This window comes from Niastella sp. sgz303648 (genome assembly GCF_059587045.1).
Genome location: NZ_JCAPSW010000003.1, coordinates 38,516 through 57,775 on the forward strand (window position 1 = coordinate 38,516; position 19,260 = coordinate 57,775).

Consider the following 19,260-nt stretch of genomic DNA (forward strand, 5'->3'; position numbering starts at 1 on the left):
CGTTAACTTTTCAACTTGTAAACCTGCTAACTGATAAACTATTCATACGCCTGCTTCAACTGATCAACACACACCTGCACCACAGCTACTATCTGTTCAACCAAAGCAGGAATTTTATCTAATTCTTCGCCTTTTTTACCATTTGCTTCAATCGTTCGTATCACTTCTTTCAAACTGGTAATACCCATCGAGTCAATGGTAGCTTTCATTTTATGCGCCAGTTTGCTCACGCTTTGCCAGTTCTGCTGCTTTGTTTCCTGTTGCAACTCCTGCAGCGATGGCGGCATGGTTTCAATAAATAAAGTCACCATTCGCTTAACGAAGCTCACATCTCCGCCCGAAATAGTTTGTACCATGGAAAGATCATATAACTTCTCCTGGTTTTGTGTTACCTGGGTGTTTTGTTCATTCATAGCTATAGCTGCCGGCTGAATTGCGCCGGCTTTTAAATTGTCGGATATAATTAAAAAAAGTTTTTGCTCGTTAAATGGCTTGGGAAGAAAATCATTCATACCGGCAGCAATATATTTTTCACTATCTCCCTTCAGCGCATTTGCGGTAAGCGCAATTACCGGAACAGATGCTTTAATAGCATCTTTCAACTGCCTTATAGTACGGGTAGCCTCCATGCCATCCATTTCAGGCATCTGAATATCCATCAATACCAGGTCATAACTGTTCTTTTGTACCATTTCAACTGCTTCGCGACCATTGTTAACCACATCTACCGTAAATCCCCAGCTTTCCATAATGTGTTTAACAAGATATTGATTCAACTCTACGTCCTCGGCCACCAAAACGTACCTGCTTCCGAGGCTTTGATAATTTAAATCATGTGCCACCACTGATTGATTGAGTTTAGATGAACTAATAGCAAAGGGTAATTCAAAACTGAAAGACGATCCTTTTCCCGCTTCACTTTGAACTTTTAATTCTCCGCCCATCATGTATATTAGTTCCCTGCAAATACTTAATCCCAAACCTGTTCCACCATGTGTTCGGCTAATTGCAACATGCGCCTGCATAAAAGGCTCAAATATTAATTCAAGCTGGCTTTCAGATATGCCAATGCCTGTATCTTTTATAACAAAGGCAATACGTGCCTCGGTATCATTTTTTTCCAATAACCGGGTTTCAACAGTTACAGCACCTTCTTCGGTAAACTTTATAGCATTACTGATCAAATTGTTCATTACCTGGCTTAACCGGTACGGATCGCCCAAAACAACAATATCACTTCCCAGCTGATTGTCGTGCACCAGCCCGATCCCCTGTTCTTCGGCCTTGTACAAAAACGATTGCAAACACAGGTCAATGCGATCGGTAAGCGAAAATACCACGTGCTCAAACTGCAGTTTACCCAAAACAATTTTTTCCAGATCAAGTACATCGTTAACCAGCAGCAATAAATTGTTGGCCGATTCCTGTATCAGGCGCAGGTAGTTCCGTTGCTGCTCATCGAGATTGGTTTTCGCCAGCAAACCGGCAATGCCCAATACCCCGTTCATGGGTGTTCGAATTTCGTGGCTCATATTGGCCAGAAAAACTTCTTTGGCCCGCGCCGCCTCTTCGGTAATTTTCTTTGCCTGCTTCAGTTCTCTTTCGGCCTGTATACGTGCCGATATATCCTGTGCAAAACCAATTACATAAGGATCTATCCCCGGCACATCCATTTTATAATTCTGGTACAACAGATAAATTACCTGGCCCGATTTGCTTAATATTCTGAATACGCCCTCTGATTTTCCGGTTTGTAAAAAAAGTTGCAGATAGTTGACGTCGAACAGGGGCTTGTCTTCCTGGGGTAAAAATTCTGATAGCTTTTTACCAACCATTTCGCCGGCTGTATAATCCAATGCCAAACAGGCAGCAGGATTTACAGAAAGCAATTTGCCGGTAAGGTCATGCGTACAGATCCATGCCTGACTATAATTAAACAGATCGCGGTACTTCTTTTCACTTAAATGAATATTTTCTTCGGCCCGCTTCTGTTCACTGATTTCAATACTGTAAGCGATGCAAAATTTTACGTTGCCTTCTTCATCCTGTACCGGATAAATATGGTGCAGATGATATTTAACCTGACCGCCGGGAAATTCAAACCGCTCTTCCCACTTTTGCAGTTGCTTTGTTTCAACGGCTTCATTGATCATCAACTGCCGGCGTGCTGCCATTTCAGGGGGCTTCTGTTGCAGGCGGCAATAATCTTCAACGGTTTTTCCAATAAGCCATTCTCTTGTTGCCGCATCCTTAATAATACCGGAATTTATAAACAGATATTCGCCTTTTGTATTGAACACGGCAATATCTGCAGGAATATTCATCAGTACATCCTCATAAAATGATGTTTGCCTCCCGCCATGGCGGGACAGACTGTTCATTTGCGTGCCGGCCGCTTCGCCACCATCACTTCCTTCTTCCTGTATTTTCTTCGACGGTTTCATTATAACGCTACTTCATTTTCGCCGGGTCATCTGGCATTTAATTCGCCAGCCTGTATCATACGGTAAATGGTCGACTTACCAATATCGAGCTTTTTAGCCACCAGCAACACATCTTTATCATATTTGTCGAGATAGTGCTGAATGATCTGCAGCTCATATTCTTTCAGCGATCTTTCTTTATTCATCAGATCGTTTACCGAGGTATTGGCATTTACGGTAATGTGCTCGGGCAATATGGTATCGCCATCGGCCATTACTACACTCAGTTCAATTACCGACCGCAACTCACGAACATTACCGGGAAAAGAATGATGCATCAACTTTTGCTGGGCTTCGGGCGACAGCAATTTCTTTTCGGTATTGTTTTCACGGCAGAACTGATCCATAAAATGTTTGGCAAGAATAACAATATCGTTGCCTCGCTCTCTTAACGGCGGTATTTGTATGGGCAATCCTATAAGACGGTAATACAGGTCTTCCCTGAAACGGCGGGCCTGTACTTCTTCGAGTAAATTTTTATGGGTGGCAACTATAATGCGCACATTCACCGGCACCACTTCATTGCCGCCTACACGCGTTATTTCTCTTTCCTGCAACACCCGCAACAACTTAGCCTGCAGGTTAATATCAAGTTCACCAATTTCATCGAGGAACAGCGTGCCGTTATGTGCTTCTTCAAATTTTCCTATGCGTCGCGTAATGGCCCCGGTAAATGCGCCTTTTTCATGCCCGAACAACTCGCTTTCGATCAGTTCGCGCGGAATAGCAGCAACGTTTACCGCCACAAAAGGCTTTTTGCTTTTTTCAGAATTATAATGAATGGCTTTGGCTACCATTTCTTTACCGGTACCGGTTTCGCCTGTTATTGAAACTGTAATATTGGTTTTGCAGGATTTTTCAATAAGGCTGAACACCTTTTCGAACGTAGCACTTTTGCCAATCAGGTACTTTGAATAGTCGTACTTTTTACCCACCTGTTCTTTCAATTGTTCTACTTCTTTGCGCAGGCCATCTATTTCTTTCAGGTGCAGCAAACTGTTCCACAGGCGGTCTTTGGCGTCTTCGTCTTTTACAATGTAATCGAAAGCGCCATTCTTTAATAAGTTGATAGCCGTTTTTATGTCTTCCTGGCCCGATATAACAATAACCTGAATGCCCGGGTCGGTTTCCCTGATCTTTTTCAATACCTCACTGCCATCCATATCGGGCATTGAGTAATCAAGGGTAACTACTTCAGGCCTTTCGTGAAGCTGGTTGAAAAAGTCTTTACAATTGTGAAACCGCTTCACTTCGTAATCAGGGTTCAGAGCCAGATAATGTTGCAGCATGGAGCCATACCACACATCATCCTCAAGAATAAATATTTTTAATGGGTGCTGGTTTTTCATTATGATAAAAATCTGTAATGTTAAAACGAAAGAAAAATAATTTTATTCCCAAAAAAAGAACGTTTCCATCTTAGAAACGGCACTTTCTTTTGAACGCATAAGCTACTTATTATCAATCGCTAATAGTTTCTCCTTAGTGGAATGAGTGTATCATACACACGAAAACGAAACAGCAATTAACTTAAAAAATGTGGGTTTTCCATAAAAGAAGTCGGAGGTCTGAAATCAGAAGTCGGAGGTCAGAAGTCAGAATAACCCGAATTTTATAAATACCTTCTTTCTTTATAACGCTTGCTTCGGACATCTGACTTCAGACTTCTGGTTTCATCTTCTTACTTAATACAAACGTGCTGCATGCAACATCCTGCTTCAATAGAACTTTCTGCTTCAACAGTAAGATACGCACACGATATGCACGTACTTTAACGAATAGCATGCTGTTTGTTATCTTTGAAATATGAGCGTGAACAGGGAAAGGCTGAACCAAAAATTCATGGAAGAGTACCATAAGCTGAATGATCAACAAAAGCTTGCGGTAGATACCATTGAAGGCCCCGTAATGGTAATAGCCGGACCCGGCACCGGTAAAACCCAGATACTCGCCAGTCGCATAGGAAAGATCTTACTCGAAACAGATTCACAACCCCGCAACATACTTTGCTTAACCTATACCGATGCCGGTGTAGTGGCCATGCGCAAGCGCCTGTTGTCATTCATAGGTCCCGATGCTTACCGGGTAAACATTTATACCTTTCACGCTTTTTGTAACGATATCATTCAGGAGAACCTTTCGTTGTTCGAAAAAACAGCGCTCGACCCTATATCAGACCTCGAAAAAATTGAACTGTTCAAACACCTCATCGATACCTTTCCCAAAAATCATCCGCTGAAACGCTACCGCGGCGATGTATACTTTGAAATACATAACCTGCAGTCGCTGTTCAGCACTATGAAACGCGAGGGATGGACGCCGGCCTTTATCAACGAGCGCATCGATGCCTGGCTGGCTGATTTACCCACTCGCGATGAGTTTGTTTATAAAAGAGCTTACAAACAACATAAAGCCGGCGATCTTAAAAAAGATAAGGTAGAAGAAGAGAAAGAAAAGATGGAGAAGCTGCGCGCTGCAGTAAATGAGTTCGACCGTTTTCAGCAACTCATGCGCACCCGCAATCGCTACGACTTCGATGATATGATCAATTGGGTAATCAGGGCTTTTGAAGAAAACCCCACCCTGTTAAGCCGTTACCAGGAGCAGTTCTTATACATTCTGGTAGATGAATATCAGGATACCAGCGGTACCCAGAACAAACTGGTTAAGCTGCTGATCAGCTATTGGGATTCGCCCAACGTATTTGTGGTTGGCGACGACGATCAGAGTATTTACCGCTTTCAGGGCGCCAACGTTGAAAACATGTTGCAGTTTGCAGGCTCGTACCGGCACGACTTGTTAACTGTTGTTTTGACCAATAATTACCGGTCGGCCCAACCCATTCTTGATGTTTCCATCACGCTCATCAATAACAATGAAGAAAGGCTGGTTAAACAAATTCAGGGGCTTAGTAAAAATCTGAAGTCGGCCAATCCACGGTTCATGTCGCTGGCCCGTTTAGAGGCATTGCCTTTAATAAAAGAATACGAAACGCAGCGGCACGAAATGATCGATATCACCCTGCAGGTACAGCGGCTGCTGGCGCAGGGAGTAATGCCCGGCCGCATAGGCATCATTTACCGCGAAAACAAATACGGTGAAGAATTAACCCAGTATTTTAAAGTTCGTGGTATACCTGTTTACACCAAACGGCATTTGAATTTGCTCGAAGAAACGCTTGCCAAAAAACTTATTCTCATAATTAAATATATAGTTGCCGAGTTGGATGTGCCTTATGGCGGTGATGAAATGCTGTTTGAAATTTTACACTTCGACTGGTTCAATATTCCACCCGTTGAAATTGCCAAACTAAGCATTGAAGTGGCCGACCGGCAATTTGGCAATAACAGAACCTCGTTGCGCAGACTGTTATACGATAAGGCCAATACTCCGCCTGCCGATTTGTTCAGCAAAGGATTGCACACCGGTTTGCAAAACGCAATAAAAGCCCTCGAAAAACTGATTGCGCTTGAACCCAATGTTACATTGCTGGTTTTAATTGAAAATATCATACGACTTACAGGCATCCTGAACAACATCATGCAAAGTGCCGAAAAGCCGTGGATGATGCATGTGCTAACAGCATTCTTCGATTTTGTAAAAGAAGAAACACATCGCAATCCGTTGTTAAGGGCCGAGGGGCTTATAGGCATTTTTGACCTGATGGAAAAAGAAGGATTGCCATTGCCCCTGGTGCAGGTAAGCGGAAGCGATAAAGGCGTAAACCTGCTTACGGCACACGGTTCAAAAGGCCTGGAGTTTGAATATGTTTTTATAGCAGGAAGCAATGCTTCTTTCTGGGAAAAGAAACGTAAGCCCGGCGGCGGATACAAGATCCCCGAAAATGTGTTTACACATGCAAATGGTTTAGTTTCCCTCCCCACGAGTCGGGAAGGTCAGGGGGAAGCCATCTCTTTCGATGGAGGCCGGAAAGAAGCCAGAGATGCTTCCGAATCCGAAGAACTTCGCCGGCTTTTTTATGTAGCCATTACCCGGGCCGAACAACATCTGCTCATTTCATACAGCCGGTTCAAAAACGATGGCAAAGAACTGGAACCTTCGATGTTTATTGCCGAAATACAGGAACAGCATCATTTGCCGGTAGAAAAAATTTTTATTAGCGAAGAGGTGCTTACCGAATTTCAGGCATTGCAGTTTTCGATCTCAGAGGCCCCTGAAATTGGCCGCATAGAAGAGGATTTTATATCGGCCCTGCTCGACCGGTTTGTGATGAACGTAACCGCGTTGAACAATTATTTAAAATGCCCGCTTGAGTTTTACTTTAAGAACCTGCTGCGCATACCATCGCCCAAGAACGAGGCCACTGAGTTTGGCTCGGCCATACACCATGCTTTGCAACGGCTGTTTGAAAAAATGCAAAAGAACAGCAATGTTTTTCCGGGCAAGGAGGAGTTTATCGACGACTTTAACTGGTATATGCACCGCCACCGCGAAAATTTTACGCGCGAACAGTTTAACCGCCGGCTCGAATATGGTACCGAAGTGCTCACGAATTATTTCAACAAATACATTCACAGCTGGAACAGGATCGTTGCCGTTGAAAGAAATATCCGAAACGTAGTTGTGAACGGCGTACCCCTCAAGGGTAAGCTCGATAAACTTGAGTTTGATAACAAGCTGGTGAATATAGTGGATTATAAAACCGGCGATCCCGATAAAGCAAAACCCAAGCTGCAACAACCCAATGAAAAAGAGCCCAACGGAGGTGATTACTGGCGGCAGGCTGTGTTTTATAAAATTCTGGTTGATAATTACGAAAGCCGCGACTGGCAGGTGATCAGTACCGAATTTGATTTTATTGAACCCGATAAAAAGAAAGCATACCGTAAGGAAAAAGTTATTATAACGCCCCCCGATATAACAACCGTTACGCAGCAGATTGTTACGGTTTGGCAAAAGATCCAGAACCGCGAGTTTTATATAGGCTGCGGAAAAGAAGATTGCCACTGGTGCAATTTTGTAAAAACCAACAAGCTGGCCATCGCCTTACACGAGCTTTCAGAAGAACCCGAAGAGGGGTAACCCATGTTGCAGGTTCCAGGTTCCAGGGCCATGAAACCTGAAACCTGTAACTTGTAACCAGTTACCAGTTACCGGGTACCAGGAAACCGGTAACCGGCAACTGGCAACTGGCAACTTGCTTATTTGACTCCTGCGATCCATTTAACGGTAATGACTTACCCGGCGAATTGCACCGATTTAACGCTTTTTGAAGCAACAATTGCCAATAAACAACTTAAGTTTGCGGCCTTATGAGGTATGCTTCTTTAATAAAAATAGTTTCTCCGTTTATCTTAATCCTTGCATTCCTTCCGCCTACCCTGGTGCAAATGGGTTGTGCCAATATCATTCCACCAACCGGCGGCCCCCGCGATTCATTACCACCGAAAGTGGCAGGCATACGCCCCCCCGATTCGGCAAAAAACTTTACGGGAAAGCGTATTGTAATTGAATTTGACGAATACGTACAACTGGAGAATATTCAGGAAAACCTGTTGGTATCCCCCGTTCCAAAGATCAATCCAACGGTAGATTCAAAACTGCGCACCGTTACGGTTAATATAAAAGATACACTTCAGCCTAATACCACTTATAGCATCAACTTTGGCAATGCCATTAAAGACATTAACGAAGGAAATATATTAAAGAATTTTACCTATCTGTTCACTACGGGCGATCACCTCGACTCGCTGCAATTAAAAGGTAAAGTGATCATAGCCGAAACCGGCAAAACCGACTCTACGCTGATTGTTATGTTGCATACCAGTGAAGACGATTCGGCCGTAATAAAAGAAAAGCCCCGTTATATGGCCCGGGTTGACCACGACGGACTATTTAACTTTCGCAATTTACCCGCAGGCTCATTTGCTTTATACGCCCTGAAAGATGAAGGCGGTCAGCACAAATACATGAGTAAAAGTCAGCTGTTCGCCTTTTCAGATAAACGGGTTTCACCTGCCGCATCACCCGAACCGGTTACTTTATATGCCTACGAAGAAAAAGAAGAAGAAAAGGATAATAAGCCCAAAACAAATGCACCTGCCCCAACAGGAGGCGGTCGCAATAACGGCGCAAAAAAGAATGAACAGCAGGATAAACGCATGCGCTTCGAAACCAACCTTAGCAATAATGAATTAGACCTGTTAGGTCAGCTTGAATTACGCTTTAGTACACCGCTCAAATCTTTCGATAGTAGCAAAGTTCAGTTTTCAACCGGCGAAAAATTTGAGCCGGTCACCGGTTATCATTTTTCAGTAGATACCAGCAACAAAAAAGTAACCCTTTCCTATAACTGGGTCGAAAACACGGCCTATAACCTGATATTTGACAAAGATTTTGCCGAGGATACGCTTGGCCGCAAAATAGCAAGAATCGATACGCTTTCTTTTCGCAGTAAAAAACAAAGTGAATACGGCCTGGTTCGTTTGCGTTTATTAAACCTCGACCTTAGCAAAAATCCGGTGTTACAGTTTGTACAAAGCGATCAGGTTAAATTTTCGCACCCCATGACCAGTCGTGAGTTCAATGCCAAATTATTTTTACCTGGCGAATACGACCTGCGCATATTATACGATGAAAATAAAAACGGAGTATGGGATGCGGGCGAGTTCTTTGGTAAACACCGGCAACCCGAAAAAGTAACCCCCATAAGCCGTAAATTGAATGTAAAAGCCAACTGGGACAATATCGTTGATATTAATTTGTAAAAAGGCGAAGTCAGAAGTCTGAGGTCAGAAGCTCCCCTGTACCCCTGTATTCAATCACTTCTTACTTTTGAAATCAGTGATCGGACTTCCGACCTCCGACTTCTGACTTCAGATTTCCGACTTCAGAATTGCTATTTCTTAAAATGGTAGCCAACCCATAGCGTATAAAAAGTTGGCCGGCAGCTAAGACTGCTATAGTTTACAAATCCACCACCGATTAAACCGGTTAAACCAACTTCCCACCTGCGATTGATCACTGCACCGGTTTTAACGTGTATACTGATCCAGCCTTTTTCAAAATCGAGATAATCATCTTTTACTGAGTTTCCGGTATACCTGTAAACGGTCATACGATTGGTAGGGTACGACGAAATGTTATATCCCACCTGAGCTCCTATATAATACCTGAACCTTTCTTTTCTGATCAGGTTGTACAGCACAGAAACAGATGGAGTAATATTATTTTGCTTAATAACATAACCCACGGTGTCGGGCCACACCATAACGCCGGGTTGTAATTTATGTCCCGAGAATTTAACGGAGCTGTACGACAATTCAATACGCAATACCAGGTCTTTTAAGTTTCTTATCGAAAAAACATCCAAACCTGCCGTGATCGTTGGAACCACTGTGCTGTTGAAATTCATACCGCCCAAAGCCGTTTCTCCCGAAAATTTAACATCGGCGTACGAGGCTCCTGCTCCTGCAAAAAAGCTTGCATCGTTTTTTTTGTTATAATCAGAAACGTACGAAACATCGCCAGCCAGTTTGTTCAATGCCGAAACTAACGGTCCTAAACTATGTTCAGTGTAGTCGGCATGTGCAATTTTGCGCATCAGTTTATCGTCGGCATGGTGATCAAGAGCGTATTTTGTTAACTGATTGCGATATATGGTACTTGTTATAATATCTATAGAATTTTCGACCAGGTAGCGCTTATACACCAGCTCCTTATATTCCGCACCATCATCCTGAATAAAGTAATGTGGTTTAAAGTCGTACAGTTCATATAAGCTTAATACCTTGCCCTGTACGATGGTTCTTAAAAAAACGGTATCTGTTATGCTGCTGTCTCTAAGCGCACCTAAAGAAGCTACTTCAACCGGTAACACATCTTTTATAACAACAGCCCTATGGTAAATATCAAGGCCGGTTATTTGAAATGCAAGCAGGTCGTCGGTAGTATACTTTTTTTGATCATCCGATAAAGAATCTTTTTTAAAACTAATTACATCGGGGTTTATTTTCCAGTTGCGGTAATCGATCCAGCCACGAAGCGTATCGCCATTCGACAATACAACCAGGCCCTGTTGGTAATTCTTTTGAGCGTTTACCGTATAAAACAGTAATAGCAAACCGAAAATACATTGCAATTTTTTCACGATAAAGGTGTTTTTGGTGCGCAAAAATTGCAAAATTTAACTGCATTTACAAATCGCTGCTACGCATTAACAACCGTTTGGTGATAAGTTTCAATGTGGCACATATTATTCATGAATTGCCGCCTGAAATTGCAGTTGTTCCCGAAAAACAATCCGGTTTGCCCACAGCTTAACAACCACAAACTTTAAACAGCAATCAGGTATCTTTGCACTATGGAATTTTCTTCTTCCTTATTAGAAAATGCGGTGAATGAATTTGCCAAATTACCGGGTATTGGCAAAAAAACAGCTTTGCGCCTGGTGCTTCATTTAATCAAACAGGACCCTTCCGCGGTGGAAGGGTTTGGCGAGGCCATTCTTAAAATGCGCAGTCAGATTAAGTTTTGCCAGCGTTGTTTCAATGTAGCCGATGCCGACATATGCTCAATTTGCGCCAATAATATGCGCAAACAGGAGCTTATTTGTGTTGTTGAAAACATCCGCGATGTAATAGCCATTGAAAGCACCCAGCAATTTAACGGCGTATACCATGTACTGGGCGGCATCATTTCGCCCCTCGATGGCATTGGACCCGACCAACTTACCATAGAACCTCTTATACAACGCATTCAAAAAGAAAAAACCGAAGAGATCATCTTTGCGCTGAACCCTACTATACAGGGCGATACCACCATTTATTACATTCAGAAAAAGCTGCAGGCCCAACCCATTAAAATTACCACCATAGCCCGCGGAATTGCATTCGGCGGTGAACTGGAATATGCCGATGAAATGACCCTGGCAAGAAGCATCACCAACCGGCTACCGGTTGAAAAATACGTGCAGCACTGATATAGCCTCAATTCAGGAGCTAAAGTCACATTAAGGTAAGTTTGCTATTAACCTCAACATGCCGTAAATTTGCAGCCGCACAGGCGGATTTGTTTATTGTTCAACCTGTGCGTTTAACGGGTCCAGAGTCCCATGTGCGGGAAAGGACCTGTTAACAGCATCGGGCGTAGTCGGGATGCAATAACAACTGAACTAATAAACGACAAGAAACTCCCTCGCACCGGTTTCCCAACGTTTATAAGTTCGGCTCATTATATAATCACAGCATTTCGGGGCTGTTTACAGGGTTGTACAATTCACTTTCCATGAAAGGAATTGCACACCTGAATTACCAATTGGCCTATATAGTTATAGTGCATAAAACAAAGGAGGTAGCATGAAAACAATTCAGCAACTTTTACAGGAGCGTATCCTTATCATAGATGGCGCTATGGGCACCATGATACAGCGGCACAAATTAACCGAAGCCGATTATCGTGGCGACCGTTTTAAAGACTGGGCAAGTGATTTGAAAGGCAACAACGACCTGCTTTGCCTTACACAACCACAAATAATCAAAGGCATTCACAAGCTATACCTCGAAGCAGGTGCCGATATTATTGAAACCAATACCTTCAATTCACAACGCATATCGCTGGCAGATTATCATATGGAAGAGCTGGCTTACGAACTGAATTTTGCAGCCGCTAAACTGGCCAAAGAAGCAGTTCAGGAATTTTTCGCCTCTTCTGATGGATCAGGCCGGGAAGGGGCCTTTGTTGCCGGCGCTATTGGCCCGCTTAACAAAACCCTGTCGCTTTCACCCGATGTAAATAATCCCGGTTTCAGGGCGCTTACATTCGACGAGGCTATGAGTGCCTATTACGAGCAGGTAAAGGGTTTGGTAGAAGGCGGTGTTGATCTGTTGCTGATAGAAACCATTTTCGATACGCTGAATGCGAAAGCAGCCATATATGCCATAAAGAAGTATTTCAAAGATATTTCGAAAGAGCCCGTGCCCATAATGATCAGCGGAACTATTACCGATGCATCGGGTCGCACGCTGAGCGGACAAACACTGGAAGCATTCTATACATCTGTTATGCATGCCAAACCGCTGTCAATTGGTTTAAACTGCGCACTGGGTGCAGCAGAAATGCGTCCGCACATTGAAGAGTTAAGCCAGATAGCATCCTGCTATACCTCGGCTTATCCCAATGCCGGTTTACCCAATGCTATGGGTGAATATGATGAGCAACCCGAACAAACAGCTCACTTTCTCGAAGACTGGGCGCGCGAAGGGTTTGTGAATATTGTAGGTGGCTGTTGCGGTACCACGCCCGATCATATTAAACATATTGCCGACCATGTTCGGCAGTTTACACCAAGAACCTTACCGGTATTGGAAACGGCACTGTAGAAATAAAGATGAAGAAGACAAATCATCTTTAAAAATCTTAAAGGAATTAGAGTGAAAGAAGCAAAACCAAAGGCCAGAGAACCGGTTGGTTTTGTTCTTCCAAAAAAGAAATAAAGTATGCCAGCAACTACAACAATAAAACCATACTTGCGGCTTTCGGGTTTGGAACCCCTGGTTATTCGCCCCGAAACGAATTTTGTTAACGTGGGTGAAAGGACCAACGTAACCGGTTCTAAAAAATTTGCCCGGTTAATTAAAGAAAACAAGTATGAAGAAGCATTAAGTGTAGCGCGTCAGCAGGTTGAAAGCGGCGCACAGGTTATTGACGTAAACATGGACGATGCTTTGCTGGATGGCATAAAAGCCATGACCACCTTTTTAAACCTGGTGCAAAGCGAACCCGATATCGCCAGGATCCCCATCATGATCGACAGCTCAAAATTCGAGATCATTGAAGCGGGTTTAAAGTGCGTTCAGGGCAAATGTATTGTGAACTCCATCTCCATGAAAGAGGGAGAAGAAAAGTTTATTCGCGAAGCCAATATTTGTAAACTCTTCGGCGCCTCGGTGGTGGTAATGGCATTCGACGAAAAAGGCCAGGCCGATACGTTTCAACGCAGGATAGATATTTGCGAACGCGCCTATAAAATATTAACCGAACAGGTTGGCTACGATCCGCAGGATATTATTTTCGACCCCAACATTTTTGCAGTAGCTACCGGTATAGAAGAACACAACAATTACGCGGTTGATTTTATCGAGGCTACCCGCATCATCAAACAAAAAATGCCGCTGGCCAAAATAAGCGGTGGTGTAAGTAATATTTCTTTCTCGTTCCGTGGCAATGAAACAGTGCGCGAAGCCATGCACTCGGTTTTCCTGTACCATGCCATTAAAGCGGGTATGGATATGGGTATTGTAAATGCCGGTCAGTTGGTTGTATACGATGAAATAGAACCCGGGTTACGGGAACTTTGCGAAGATGTGATCCAAAACCGCCGTGCCGATGCCACCGACCGTTTGATACAGTTTGCCGAAACGGTAAAAGCGAAAGATAAAACCGAAGTTAAAAATGAAGCCTGGCGCAGCGGACTGGTTGAAGAGCGGTTAAAACATGCGTTGATAAATGGTATAACAGATTATATAGATCAGGATACCGAAGAAGCAAGGGTAAAATATCCCAAACCATTAGATGTAATTGAAGGGCCGTTAATGGATGGTATGAACGTAGTAGGCGACCTGTTTGGCAGTGGTAAAATGTTTCTGCCGCAGGTAGTGAAAAGCGCTCGTGTAATGAAAAAGTCTGTAGCCATCCTCACCCCGTATATTGAAGCAGAAAAAGAAGAACGGCGCCTGGCGCATCTGGCAGCCGGCACCCAAAACGACGAAGGAGCCGGAGCAGCAAGGATCTTACTGGCCACCGTAAAGGGCGATGTGCATGATATTGGTAAAAACATTGTAGGCGTAGTATTAGGATGTAACGGGTACGACATTATCGACCTCGGTGTAATGGTTCCGGCCGATAAAATACTTGAAACAGCGCAAAAAGAAAAAGTAGATATAATCGGGTTAAGCGGTTTGATTACGCCATCGCTCGATGAAATGGTGCACGTGGCGCATGAAATGAAACGGCGCAACATGAAGCAGCCCTTGCTGATAGGCGGCGCCACAACTTCGCGCATGCACACGGCAGTTAAAATTGCTCCTCAGTACGATAACGGTGTGGTGCATGTACTCGATGCTTCGCGCAGTGTAACTGTAGCAGGATCGTTATTAAGCAAAGAGCAGAAAAAAGATTACCTCGAAGGCGTTGGCAAAGAATATCAAAAGCTGCGCGACGATTTCGGCAGTAAAAAATCGGCCAAGCAATTCATTTCCTTTGAACAGGCGCAAAAAAACAAAGTAGCTATTAACTGGGATAATTTCACACCGGTTACCCCACAGTTCACCGGTACCAGAATTTTTGATAACTACGATCTGAATGAGATCAGTAAATACATCGACTGGGGCCCCTTCTTTATAGCCTGGGAATTACATGGTCGTTTCCCCGCTATATTGCAGGATGAAAAAGTAGGAAAAGAAGCCACCAAACTGTTTAACGACGCCAACGAATTATTAAAAAAGATAATTGATGAAAAATGGTTAACGGCGCGGGGTGTTATAGGCTTTTGGCCTGCTTTGGGTAATGGAAAAGATTCCCTGTACCTGTACGATGAAAGCGGAAAAGAAAAAACAACCCTTGAGTGTTTGCGTCAGCAATCTAAAAAGGCCGAAGGACAACCTAATTTTTCATTAGCCGATTTTATTAAACCTGTTGGGGGTGGCCCGTTAACAAAAGAAAACCCCGCACAAACAGATTACATAGGCGCCTTCAGCGTAACTATACAAGGAATAGAACCACACCTGAAAAAATTTGTAGAAAACCACGACGATTACAACAAAATCACATTACAGGTGTTAGCAGACAGGCTGGCTGAAGCATTTGCCGAATTACTACATGAACGGGTGCGCAAAGAGTTTTGGGGTTATGTAAAAGACGAGCACCTGAGCAATGAAGAGTTAATAAAAGAAGCATACAGCGGTATCAGACCGGCTCCCGGTTATCCGGCCTGCCCTGATCATACCGAAAAATATAAGTTATTTAATTTATTGGGAGGCGAGCAGGCAACCGGTATTACACTAACCGAATCATTGGCCATGTACCCCGCATCGAGTATTTGCGGCTGGTATTTTGCCAATCCGCAAAGCCAGTATTTTGGTTTAGGTAAAATTCAAAAAGATCAGGTAACTGATTATGCTGAGCGCAAAAAGATGCCGATAGAAGATGTTGAAAGATGGTTGCGCCCGGTGCTTGACTATGATGCCTGATAAATATTTAATTGTTAATTTCACAATATAAAATCAAGCGAAACGTTTGTGCAGCGTTCCTGTGAAAAAAAACGCCTGATCAACCCGTAGCAACATGAGTAATTCCCGTAGGAATGCTATTATGGCAATAGCATTTTTGGTTAATCTTGTGCCTTATTTTGTAGCAGCTCAATCAAAACATCCCAAACGCAAAGGGGAATTTTATTTCTCCTGGGGGTATAATACAGAATGGTATACGCATAGTAACATTCGTATAAATCAACCTGAGCTGGGCAATTACTACCTTTTTAATCACGTGCGTGCACATGATCACGAAGGGTGGAATGAAGGCTTATTAGGCAAGGCCCTTACAATACCACAATACAACTACCGCCTCGGCTACTTCTTTAACGAAGAAAAAGGCCTGGCCTTTGAAATCAACTTCGACCATACCAAGTATATTTTTGCCGATCAAAACGTTCGTATTACCGGTACACTTGGTGGCAATGGTAAACCGGTTGATTCCACTATTGCTTTTAATGCAGCCAACGGATATTATTACTACCTGAATAACGGCGCCAACTTTTTACTGTTCAACATTGTAAAACGCTGGAAATGGTACCATTTGCCCAATGAAAAGATCAAGATCGACATCCTGGGCAAGGCTGGTATTGGTCCGGTGATCCCACACGTTGAAAACAGCTTAAACTTTCAAAAGAATAAACCTGATTTTCAATTCGGGGGCTGGAACACAGGGATCGAAGGAGCTATAAAAGCCACCTTCTTCAATACGGTATATCTTGAATTTTCTAATAAAATAGACTATGCCAGGTATGACCACCTGCATATATGGAAAGGAAGAGCCCGTCAGGCATTTGGTACTTATGAACTTATTTTGAACCTTGGTATCACTATACCGGCTGGTAAAAAAATAAAATAGCAAGCCACATACGTTAAATAGCCAAAAGGGTCAAATTGAATAATACTTTCAATTTGACCCTTTTAATTTCATACTAATCTAACTGACGTAATTGTCGCTTTTGACTTGTACTTTATGCCTTGCGTCTTGCGCCTTCATCTTTTTTCAAATAACCACCACAACCTTTTTCGCGGCCTCACCTGGAAATTCTGGCTGATGTAGGTTTGAATATGTTGCATGGCTTCGTCAATATCATCGGTAAGCAATACCAGTTTCATATCCTCGCGGCTGATGGTGCCCTGCTGCGCCATAAATTCGGCATAGTTCCATAAGCTGCTGTAATAATCTTTTCCAAATAATACAATAGGAAACTGGGTAATAGATTTTGTTTGAACCAGCGTAAGGGTTTCAAAAAATTCGTCCATGGTTCCAAAGCCGCCGGGCATAATAATAAAAGCGTAGGAATATTTTACCAGCAGCACTTTTCGAACGAAAAAATGCTCGAACGTAATGCTTTTATTCAGGAATTTGTTGGGTTTTTGTTCAAAGGGCAGCCGTATGTTAAGGCCAACCGATTTACCGCCGTTTTCAAAAGCCCCCCGGTTGGCGGCTTCCATAACACCGGGTCCGCCGCCTGTCATGGTAGTAAAACCCAGGGCGGCAATGCGTTTTCCAAACTCGCGCGCTTTTTCATAGTAAGGATGATCTTCGTTAAACCTTGCCGATCCGAACACGGTTATACATGGACCAACAAAATGCAGGGTACGAAATCCTTTTATGAATTGCCTGAATACCCGCCAGGCAAACGACAGTTCATAACTACGGCTTTTAGGGCCTTCGAGGTAAACATGTTCTTTGGGAGGAATGATGGGTTCGATCTTTTTCTTTGCTGATGCTGCTTCCATACCAATAATGTAAATTGCCGACCAAATTAAAGAATATCATGCGCATTATAAGCTATAATGTGAATGGCATACGTGCCGCGATGAACAAAGGTTTTTGCGATTGGTTAAAAACCGATCCGGCCGATATTATTTGCCTGCAGGAAACAAAAGCAACAAAAGATAATGTGAATCGCCAGCTGTTTGCCGAATGCGGCTTTGCCGACTACTGGTTCAGTGCACAAAAAAAAGGGTACAGCGGTGTTGCTGTTTTTACCAAAATAAAACCCGATAACGTTGAATATGGCAACAAGGATGCAGTAAGCGACGACGAAGGAAGAGTTATTCAGCTCGATTTTGGTGATATACGTCTTATTAACGCGTATTTTCCCTCGGGTACATCGGGCGATGTGCGACAGGATTACAAATACGGTTGGCTCAATAATTTTTATACTTATCTGGAAGATTTAAAAAAGAAATATCCCAAACTGATATTATGCGGCGATTACAATATTGCCCATAGTGAAATGGATATTCACGATCCGAAAGGCAATAAAAACTCTTCGGGATTTTTACCTGAAGAAAGAGCGTGGATGGATAAATTTTATAACAGCGGGTGGGTCGATACATTTCGTGTTTTTCACCCCGAACCACACCGTTATAGCTGGTGGAGCCAGCGTTTTCCCAGTGTACGGTTGCAAAATAAAGGCTGGCGCATCGATTACATCAATGCTACAGAGCCGCTGCGCAGCAATTTAAAAAACGCCGATATTTTTCCCGATATAAAACACAGCGATCACTGTCCTGTATATCTCGAATTACATTAACAAGCAGCTACCCATTCCCCATGATAGTATATAACATAACCATAAAAATCGATCCTGCTATTGAAACGCCGTGGATACAATGGCAGCAGCAGGAACATATACCCGATATTATGGCTTCGGGGCAGTTTTCGCATTATAAAATGTTCAGATTACTGGAGCAGGACGACTCAGAAGGCATGACGTTTGTAGTACAATATTTTGCTCCCACTCTCGATAACTACTATCGTTATCTCGAAGAGTATGCGCCTGTATTAAGGCAAAAAGCTTTTGATAAATGGGGCGACCGTTTTATTGCATTCCGCACGGTAATGCAGGTTGTGGACTGAGTGTGGATAATATTATTTTAATTTCACCGCTCGTGCGGCGGTGCTAAATTTATTGTATATTTCCCCGAAACCCTTTACAGGCCAGCATTTCAGCCTGCGTTGCATGAAACATAGATCAGTACTGCATTTCAGCGTGTAACAATAATTCACATAACGTATTATAAAATTGTAAAATTTGCTAAAAACCTTGTCCCGAGCGGATTACAGCACTTTATCAAATGTTAATTTTTCAGCAGAAAAATTTTGTTTGATGCAAAAACCGTCTAAATTTGTTGCTGCATAAATTCTTAAAAAATCACACTATGAACAAAGCTGAATTAATTGCAAAAATTGCCGATGATTCAGGCATCACTAAGACACAGGCTAATACTGCTCTTGATTCTTTTATTGAAGCAGTAACCAAAACATTAAAAGGTGGTGGTAAAGTTACCCTGGTAGGTTTTGGAACTTTTTCTGTATCTAAAAGAGCAGCACGTAACGGCCGTAATCCTCAAACCGGTGCTGTGATAAAGATTAAAGCAAAAAAAGTTGCCCGTTTCAAAGCTGGTAAAGAATTGCAGGCTAAATTATAATTACTGCATTACTACAAATGAAAGCTCCGCTACTGCGTACGAAGTATCGGAGCTTTTTTTATTTT

At 43.0% G+C, this 19,260-nt stretch carries 13 protein-coding genes; 9 read left to right on the forward strand and 4 right to left on the reverse strand.

Translation table 11 applies throughout. From position 1 onward, the window contains the following. Positions 1–38: 38 nt before the first annotated feature. Together AC59IL_RS08950 and AC59IL_RS08955 are read right to left on the reverse strand one after the other, a co-directional pair. Entirely contained in the window at positions 39–2,444 is a 2,406-nt protein-coding gene (locus AC59IL_RS08950; RefSeq protein ID WP_496551770.1) for an ATP-binding protein, read from the reverse strand. Between the two features lie 26 nt (positions 2,445–2,470). Then, a complete protein-coding gene (locus AC59IL_RS08955; RefSeq protein WP_496551771.1) occupies positions 2,471–3,832 on the reverse strand; it encodes a sigma-54-dependent transcriptional regulator in 1,362 nt (453 codons plus the stop codon). Positions 3,833–4,289: 457 nt separating this feature from the next. Here AC59IL_RS08955 and AC59IL_RS08960 point away from each other — a divergent pair, with 457 nt between their 5' ends. Then, a complete protein-coding gene (locus AC59IL_RS08960; protein ID WP_496551772.1) occupies positions 4,290–7,526 on the forward strand; it encodes an ATP-dependent helicase in 3,237 nt (1,078 codons plus the stop codon). Between the two features lie 230 nt (positions 7,527–7,756). Next, positions 7,757–9,211, forward strand: coding sequence for an Ig-like domain-containing domain (locus AC59IL_RS08965; RefSeq protein ID WP_496551773.1), 1,455 nt, complete (start codon positions 7,757–7,759; stop codon positions 9,209–9,211). Between the two features lie 131 nt (positions 9,212–9,342). Here the strand turns inward: AC59IL_RS08965 and AC59IL_RS08970 are convergent, their stop codons facing one another. Continuing rightward, positions 9,343–10,593, reverse strand: a complete 1,251-nt coding sequence (locus AC59IL_RS08970; RefSeq protein WP_496551774.1) for a hypothetical protein — start codon at positions 10,591–10,593, stop codon at positions 9,343–9,345. Between the two features lie 213 nt (positions 10,594–10,806). Between AC59IL_RS08970 and recR the strand changes: the two genes are divergently transcribed. The 4 genes from recR (at position 10,807) to AC59IL_RS08990 (ending at position 16,610) form a co-directional block, all read left to right on the forward strand. Further along, positions 10,807–11,424: a recombination mediator RecR gene (recR, locus tag AC59IL_RS08975; RefSeq protein WP_496551775.1), complete on the forward strand. Its 618-nt coding sequence runs from the start codon at positions 10,807–10,809 to the stop codon at positions 11,422–11,424. 376 nt (positions 11,425–11,800) lie between these two features. Next, a complete protein-coding gene (locus AC59IL_RS08980) occupies positions 11,801–12,823 on the forward strand; it encodes a homocysteine S-methyltransferase family protein (RefSeq protein WP_496551776.1) in 1,023 nt (340 codons plus the stop codon). A 117-nt stretch (positions 12,824–12,940) separates the two neighbouring features. Then, entirely contained in the window at positions 12,941–15,691 is a 2,751-nt protein-coding gene (metH, locus tag AC59IL_RS08985; protein ID WP_496551777.1) for a methionine synthase, read from the forward strand. A 94-nt stretch (positions 15,692–15,785) separates the two neighbouring features. After that, on the forward strand, positions 15,786–16,610 hold the full coding sequence (locus AC59IL_RS08990) for a hypothetical protein (protein WP_496551778.1): 825 nt from the start codon (positions 15,786–15,788) through the stop codon (positions 16,608–16,610). Between the two features lie 134 nt (positions 16,611–16,744). Here AC59IL_RS08990 and AC59IL_RS08995 read toward each other — a convergent pair whose 3' ends face one another. After that, a complete protein-coding gene (locus tag AC59IL_RS08995) occupies positions 16,745–17,494 on the reverse strand; it encodes an LOG family protein (RefSeq protein WP_496551779.1) in 750 nt (249 codons plus the stop codon). A gap of 38 nt (positions 17,495–17,532) precedes the next feature. Between AC59IL_RS08995 and AC59IL_RS09000 the strand changes: the two genes are divergently transcribed. From AC59IL_RS09000 to AC59IL_RS09010, 3 genes are all read left to right on the forward strand, one after another. Next, entirely contained in the window at positions 17,533–18,297 is a 765-nt protein-coding gene (locus tag AC59IL_RS09000) for an exodeoxyribonuclease III (protein ID WP_496551780.1), read from the forward strand. Positions 18,298–18,317: 20 nt separating this feature from the next. Next, the gene (locus AC59IL_RS09005; protein WP_496551781.1) at positions 18,318–18,623 is read left to right on the forward strand and encodes a DUF4286 family protein; all 306 of its coding nucleotides are present in this window, start codon (positions 18,318–18,320) and stop codon (positions 18,621–18,623) included. A gap of 272 nt (positions 18,624–18,895) precedes the next feature. Further along, positions 18,896–19,195 carry an HU family DNA-binding protein gene (locus tag AC59IL_RS09010; RefSeq protein ID WP_496552502.1) on the forward strand — a complete coding sequence of 100 codons (300 nt, stop codon included), beginning with the start codon at positions 18,896–18,898 and terminating at the stop codon, positions 19,193–19,195. The last annotated feature ends 65 nt before the right edge of the window (positions 19,196–19,260 follow it).

Excerpts from the sequence above, each read along its gene's own strand:
- AC59IL_RS08995 (WP_496551779.1), bottom strand. The coding sequence starts at position 17,494 with ATGGAAGCAGCATCAGCAAAGAAAAAGATCGAACCCATCATTCCTCCC.
- metH (WP_496551777.1), top strand. The coding sequence starts at position 12,941 with ATGCCAGCAACTACAACAATAAAACCATACTTGCGGCTTTCGGGTTTG.
- AC59IL_RS08955 (WP_496551771.1), bottom strand. The coding sequence starts at position 3,832 with ATGAAAAACCAGCACCCATTAAAAATATTTATTCTTGAGGATGATGTG.
- AC59IL_RS09000 (WP_496551780.1), top strand. The coding sequence starts at position 17,533 with ATGCGCATTATAAGCTATAATGTGAATGGCATACGTGCCGCGATGAAC.
- AC59IL_RS08960 (WP_496551772.1), top strand. The coding sequence starts at position 4,290 with ATGAGCGTGAACAGGGAAAGGCTGAACCAAAAATTCATGGAAGAGTAC.
- AC59IL_RS08950 (WP_496551770.1), bottom strand. The coding sequence starts at position 2,444 with ATGAAACCGTCGAAGAAAATACAGGAAGAAGGAAGTGATGGTGGCGAA.
- AC59IL_RS08990 (WP_496551778.1), top strand. The coding sequence starts at position 15,786 with ATGAGTAATTCCCGTAGGAATGCTATTATGGCAATAGCATTTTTGGTT.
- AC59IL_RS09005 (WP_496551781.1), top strand. The coding sequence starts at position 18,318 with ATGATAGTATATAACATAACCATAAAAATCGATCCTGCTATTGAAACG.
- AC59IL_RS08980 (WP_496551776.1), top strand. The coding sequence starts at position 11,801 with ATGAAAACAATTCAGCAACTTTTACAGGAGCGTATCCTTATCATAGAT.
- AC59IL_RS08965 (WP_496551773.1), top strand. The coding sequence starts at position 7,757 with ATGAGGTATGCTTCTTTAATAAAAATAGTTTCTCCGTTTATCTTAATC.
- recR (WP_496551775.1), top strand. The coding sequence starts at position 10,807 with ATGGAATTTTCTTCTTCCTTATTAGAAAATGCGGTGAATGAATTTGCC.